The organism is Mycoplasma leonicaptivi ATCC 49890 (genome assembly GCF_000622205.1).
GTDB lineage: Bacteria > Bacillota_I > Bacilli_A > Mycoplasmatales > Metamycoplasmataceae > Mycoplasmopsis > Mycoplasmopsis leonicaptivi.
On record NZ_JHWE01000052.1, the window covers coordinates 1 to 6,032 of the forward strand.

The window sequence follows — 6,032 nt, forward strand, 5'->3', positions numbered from 1 at the left end:
AAAAATTATTCTTATACTGATGGTGTTTTAGAAAGTAAAACCTTTATAACTTTCATTGCTTCCATAGTTAAAAGTTTTATTAAGTTTCATTGTTCTGATTTATTAAAAAATAAATCAAGTTTAACATTTAATTCAATAATAGATGAATTATCAAAAATTGAGGTTTCAAAATTTGATGAAAAATATATAAGAAAAAATTCTCTAACTGCAAAACAAAAAGAAATACTCAAAAATTTGAATATTTCTTCTGATGAATTATATAGTTTCATAATATCTATAAACGAAAAAATTTCTTAATTTTTTTTATTTAGTATAAAATTTACTGAAAGTTTAAACTGTGTAACCTGATTTATATCTTTCGATTCTATATGAATGTCAGTAATTGATTAATTTAAAATAAGCTATAACTTTTTCTGGTTTTGGGCTGATTATAGTCATTTCAACTTTTTTATATTTTGGATATAACATATTTATAACGCTATTTGTAACGACAATATATCAAAAAGTACATATTTCTCTCATACCAAAATAAATCCTTGATTCTTGATGTCTTAGCATTAAATTATTATATCTACTCATAAGCATTTCTTTATTTTCAATAGAAATCCCTAAATAATCATTGTTTGTTAGCAATTCTGCTTGTGTCTTGTATTCATTAAAATGAATGGGTTTATCATATAAATAATTAGGTTTTGCAACTGCGAAAATAATCAAAAAAAGAATCGCTGTAACTATACCAATAATTGATAAGATAGTTCCGACACTTTTTTTGCTTCTGGTTGAAAAATAGTAAGCAATTATATCAGTACCACCTGTTGATCCACCTGCTTTTCACGAAATTGAAATACCTACTGCTATAAGAATAGCACCAGCAGATGAGTAAATAAGTGAACTTCAGTTTGTATATGGTTTTGATTCATTTGTAAAAGTGATAAATTTATGCAACGCATCATCAATAACTTTTAGCGTAAATATGAAATTAGTAATAATTTGGAAAAACATAAAAATTAAAGTTAAAAAAATAAAACTACCCTTAATTTTTCTACCAAAAATAATAAATAATGGTATATTGCATGCAAGATAAATTAAAGCAAAATATTCTTTTGTTGCTGGTATAGTATTTTGGAGTAAAGTTGGTATTCCTGTAACACCAGAAGGTATTGTTTGTGCCCGTGATAAAAATATCTGTATACCAGCATTAAATATTAATGCAGCAATAAAAATTAATAAAATACGTTGTCAATACCTTTTAAACATTATTTTAGTGTTTCATTTGACTTTTTGATTATTTAATAAATATTTTCCCATTTTATATTTTAGTTTTTCAACTTCATTATTTTGATTTTCAATCGTGTTTTCTATCTTTATATCACAATCTGTTTTATTGTTTTTTTCATCTTTTTTCATGAATTATATTTTATAATAAAAGCATTAAAAAATAAATTAAAAACACGGATAAAATTCAATTTTATACGTGTTTTTATATATCTTTAAATAACAAGATGGTTGATATTCTTGGTTTTATTTTGTCCTATAAAGTATCCAGTAATCGAAAGTATAACCATACCAGTAATACCAAGAATAATTGCTACATCAGCAAAATTAAATGTTCCACTGCTTTTGAAAAAAGGGAAATAAAATATGTCTTTTACATAACCAGCAAAGAAGAATCTATCTGTCATATTTCCTGCATTACCAGATAATATTAATCCAATAAAAAAACTTTGTCATAAAAAGTGTTTACTTGGTATTAATATAAAAAACGGAAGAAGAATTAAAAAGATAATACTAATAGATTGAATTGTGTTAGTATTTCTTGTACTTAAAAAGGTTGTACTACCATGCCAAATACTTCTTATACCAATAATAGAATAGTTTTTAATTGTATCTTCTCAAATACTTTCTACTAATAACTCTCTATTATCAGGTAAAAAAACATACAAATGACCATTAAATCCTTCTTTTAAAGTTTTAATATCACCATGAACAAATAAAATATTTTTTGTTAATTGATCAATCGTAAAAAATATAATAAAAGTAACAAAAAACATTATATAACTAAGAATAATTTTCTTTTTATTGATTAAAAGATGTTTTTTTAATTTATCTAAATAATTAATTAGAGATTTTTTGGATAATTCCATAACAACCTTCACATATATTTTCTTTCATTTCAGTTTCTTCAAAATGATTTCAACATCTTTCACATTTAATTGAATCAAATTTTTCAATTTTAAATTCACTAGAATCTTGTATTTTTCCAACCATTAAAAATGTTTTGAAATCGATTTCATTATATAATGGATTTTTATTTAAATCAATATATAGTTTTGCTTCATTTGATCTTTTGATTTCATTATTTTTAATTGAATTTTCTATTAAAATATTAACCTTATCTCTTAACTCAAAAAATGCTTGATATTTATTTATAATTTCATAATTAATTTCTTTTTCAGAACAAGAATTTAATGAATCAAGCATAATAGATTCTCTTTTATCAACTTTATTAAAGAATTGATAAGCTTCTTCAGCAGTTGTTGGTAAAATTGGAGCAAGAGTTAAAAGTATAAAGTCTAAAATTTCATACATATTAGTAAGAGTCATTATTCTTTCAGGATCATTTTTTTCTCTAACATATAAAATATCTTTTGTAGTTGATAAATAAAAACTTGAAAGATCAATAATATAATTATTTAATAATTTAATAACATTAATAAATTTAAACTCATCATAAGCATTAATTACATTAATTTTAATCTCATTTAATTTCTCTTTTATATATAAATGGATCCCAATTCTTTCAATATTACCTTTATATTCAAAACCATTAAGATTACCAAGTAAAAATTTAATAGTATTTCTAATTTTTCTATAAATTTCAGTATTTTGATCCAAAATAGTTTCTGAAATAGTAACATCGTTAGTATATTCACTGTTTGCAACTCATAACCTTAATATGTCTGCACCACGTTTTGAAACAACATCCAGTGGAGATATAACATTACCTTTAGATTTAGACATTTTTTCACCTTTTGCATCAAGTGCAAAACCATGTGAAATCAAGTTTTTATAAGGTGAAAGACCAGTATATGCAATCGCATTAATAATAGATGAATTAAATCAACCTCTATATTGATCTGAACCTTCTAAATAAACATCATAAGGTAATTTGCTAAAACCATTGTCAATATCAACAGCAATTGATGAAACACCTGAATCAAATCAAACATCCATAATATCCATTTCTTTTTTATATCCTAAACCACGGAATTGTTCTGGTAATAATTCATCCGCTTCTTTTTCTCATCATATATCAGTCCCAAATTCTGAAACTAAATTTATAACATAATCAAAAATTTCCTCGTTAATAACGGGTTGATTATTTTTATCATAAAAGAAAATTAAAGGAACTCCTCAAGCTCTTTGTCTTGAAATAGTTCAATCATTTCTGTTTTCAATCATACTAATCAATCTTTTTTTTGCTCACTCAGAATGAGTAGTAACATTATTATTAATTTGATCAATTATTTGATCTCTAATTTTATCAATTGAAACAAATCATTGAGGTGTACCACGAAAAATTATTGGTTTGTGTGTTCTTCAATCATGAGGGTATGAGTGTTTATATCTTTCAAAATGTAATAAATCATCACCTAAAAATTCAGATATTTTTTTATTTGCATCATCATAAAAAATTCCATCAAAATCAGTATTTGTACCAAATATATATCCTTTATCATCAATATGCATAATCATATCAAGATTGTTTTTTTTACCAATTAAAAAATCGTCTTCACCAAAAAGAGGAGCAATATGAACTAAACCAGAACCATTTTCAACTGTTACATGATGTCCTAAAACAACTTTTGCTTTTCTTTGTAAAACAGGTGTTAAGTATTCAGTGTTAATAATTTCTTCACCTTTAAATGAATTAATGATTTCAATTTTTTCTCATTTAAATGTTTCTTTTAGTTTATCTAATAATTCTTGTGCCACAATATAATATTTTTCATCATATTTAACTTTTACATAAATTATATTTTTTTCAACAGCAACACCAGCATTTGCAATTAATGTCCATGGTGTAGTAGTCCAAATAATTAATTTATCACCTTTTTGAACAAAATTATTTAATGAGTTAATCACATTAAATGCAACAAATACAGAAGGAGAAACTATGTCTTTATATTCAACTTCAGATTCTGCTAATGCACTTTGTGAACTTGGTGATCAATAAACGGGTTTTAACCCTTTATAAACCAATCCATCTAAAGTCATTTTTTTTAAAACTTTTAATTGTTGTACTTCATATTTTTTATCTAATGTAATGTATTTTTTATCAAAATCAGTAAAAAGTTGTAAATTATTAAATTGTTCTTTTTGTTTTTCTACTTGTTTTACTGCATATTTAGCAGCTTTTTTTCTTATTATAATAGGATTAAGTTCTTCTTTTTTTGTATTTAATTCTGAAAGCATTTTATGTTCAATAGGTAAACCATGTGTATCTCAACCACAAACAAAAGGAGAATAAAATCCTCTAATAGTTTTATATCTTACAATAATATCTTTTAAAATTTTATTCATTGAGTGACCTATGTGTATATCACCATTTGCATAAGGTGGTCCATCATGTAAAATAAATTTTTCATTATTTTTATTTTTTTGAATTGCTTTTTGATATATTTTATTTTGATCCCAAAATTCTCTAAATTTAGATTCTTTTGTTGTTAAATTAGCCCTCATTTCAAAAGGTGTTTCAGGCATATTTAATGTTTTTTTATAATCCATTTTTACCCTTTCTTATTTTTTTAATTATACTAAAATATTAAAAATATCTCTATTTTATAATCTATAAAATTTATAAATTACAAAATAGAGATATTTTTGGTGGCCCCGGCAGGAATCGAACCAGCGACACACAGAGCTTCAATCTGTTGCTCTACCAACTGAGCTACAGGGCCTTATAAATGGCGGTCCAGACGGGGATCGAACCCGCGTTCTCCTCCGTGACAGGGAGGCGTATTAAACCACTTTACCACTGGACCGTTTGGTTGCGGAGACAGGACTCGAACCTATGACCTTCGGGTTATGAGCCCGACGAGCTACCAAACTGCTCCACTCCGCTATATATAAAGTCTTTTAAAATAAATGGCGGGTGATGAGGGATTCGAACCCCCGCGGGCCGTGAAGCCCCTGGCAGTTTTCAAGACTGCTCCCTTCAGCCGGACTTGGGTAATCACCCATTTATTTTTGGTGGACCTAACAGGACTCGAACCTGTAACCAACCGGTTATGAGCCGGTTGCTCTAACCATTGAGCTATAGGTCCGTCCATTAAAAATTGGTAGCACCGAAGAGGGTCGAACTCTTGACCTTCCGGGTATGAACCGGATGCTCTAACCAACTGAGCTACAGTGCCATAAATGGTGGAGAGTATGGGATTCGAACCCACCACCTCCTGCGTGCAAGGCAGGCGCTCTAGCCAAATGAGCTAACCCCCCATAAATGGTGAAGAAGACAGGATTTGAACCTGCGACCACTACAGCCCAAATGTAGTGCTCTACCAAGCTGAGCTACTTCTCCATATGCTTTTTTAGTAGGCTATAGTATTATAATATATTTTTTATTTTTACAAAATATATTATTACTTGTTCTCTGAAAACTGAATAGTAATTAATAATTTATTAAAATGTCTTGAATACATTTCTTTTAAACCTATCAATTTATTAGTAATGGTCAGCTGAATGTATTACTACACTTACACTTCCATCCTATCAACCTCGTAGTCTACAAGGAATTTCAAGGGAATACTTATCTTTGAGGAGGCTTCCCACTTAGATGCTTTCAGCGGTTATCCTTTCCGTACTTAGCTACCCAGCTATGCTTCTGGCGAAACAACTGGAACACCAGCGGTACGTCCACTCCGGTCCTCTCGTACTAAGAGCAGCTCTCATCAATATTCCAACGCCCACATCAGATAGGGACCGAACTGTCTCACGACGTTCTGAACCCAGCTCGCGTACCGCTTTAATTG

At 27.9% G+C, this 6,032-nt stretch carries 4 protein-coding genes, 8 tRNA genes and 1 rRNA gene; 1 reads left to right on the top strand and 12 read right to left on the bottom strand.

Going from position 1 to position 6,032, the window contains the following annotated elements:
- Positions 1-297 (top strand): hypothetical protein (locus tag BU00_RS05345; protein ID WP_036459027.1); only part of this gene is annotated, 297 nt, incomplete at its 5' end.
- Positions 298-330: 33 nt separating this feature from the next.
- Here BU00_RS05345 and BU00_RS04655 read toward each other — a convergent pair.
- From BU00_RS04655 to BU00_RS0103180, 12 genes are all read right to left on the bottom strand, one after another.
- The gene (locus BU00_RS04655; protein ID WP_051521857.1) at positions 331-1,407 is read right to left on the bottom strand and encodes a YitT family protein; all 1,077 of its coding nucleotides are present in this window, start codon (positions 1,405-1,407) and stop codon (positions 331-333) included.
- 83 nt (positions 1,408-1,490) lie between these two features.
- On the bottom strand, positions 1,491-2,144 hold the full coding sequence (locus tag BU00_RS0103130) for a signal peptidase II (protein WP_027121448.1): 654 nt from the start codon (positions 2,142-2,144) through the stop codon (positions 1,491-1,493).
- Complete coding sequence (gene ileS / locus BU00_RS0103135; protein WP_027121449.1) at positions 2,116-4,788, bottom strand: isoleucine--tRNA ligase; 2,673 nt, start codon at positions 4,786-4,788, stop codon at positions 2,116-2,118. The genes BU00_RS0103130 and ileS overlap by 29 nt, the downstream gene beginning before the upstream one ends.
- Positions 4,789-4,885: 97 nt before the next feature.
- Positions 4,886-4,961: transfer RNA gene (locus BU00_RS0103140), tRNA-Phe, on the bottom strand.
- A gap of 7 nt (positions 4,962-4,968) precedes the next feature.
- Positions 4,969-5,045, bottom strand: a tRNA-Asp gene (locus BU00_RS0103145).
- 3 nt (positions 5,046-5,048) lie between these two features.
- A tRNA-Met gene (locus tag BU00_RS0103150) sits at positions 5,049-5,125 on the bottom strand.
- 24 nt (positions 5,126-5,149) lie between these two features.
- Positions 5,150-5,242: transfer RNA gene (locus BU00_RS0103155), tRNA-Ser, on the bottom strand.
- A gap of 9 nt (positions 5,243-5,251) precedes the next feature.
- Positions 5,252-5,327, bottom strand: a tRNA-Ile gene (locus BU00_RS0103160).
- Positions 5,328-5,340: 13 nt separating this feature from the next.
- Positions 5,341-5,417 (bottom strand) — tRNA-Met (locus BU00_RS0103165).
- A gap of 5 nt (positions 5,418-5,422) precedes the next feature.
- Positions 5,423-5,499: transfer RNA gene (locus tag BU00_RS0103170), tRNA-Ala, on the bottom strand.
- Between the two features lie 5 nt (positions 5,500-5,504).
- Positions 5,505-5,581: transfer RNA gene (locus tag BU00_RS0103175), tRNA-Pro, on the bottom strand.
- A 122-nt stretch (positions 5,582-5,703) separates the two neighbouring features.
- Positions 5,704-6,032, bottom strand: a 23S ribosomal RNA gene (locus BU00_RS0103180); the annotation flags it as partial.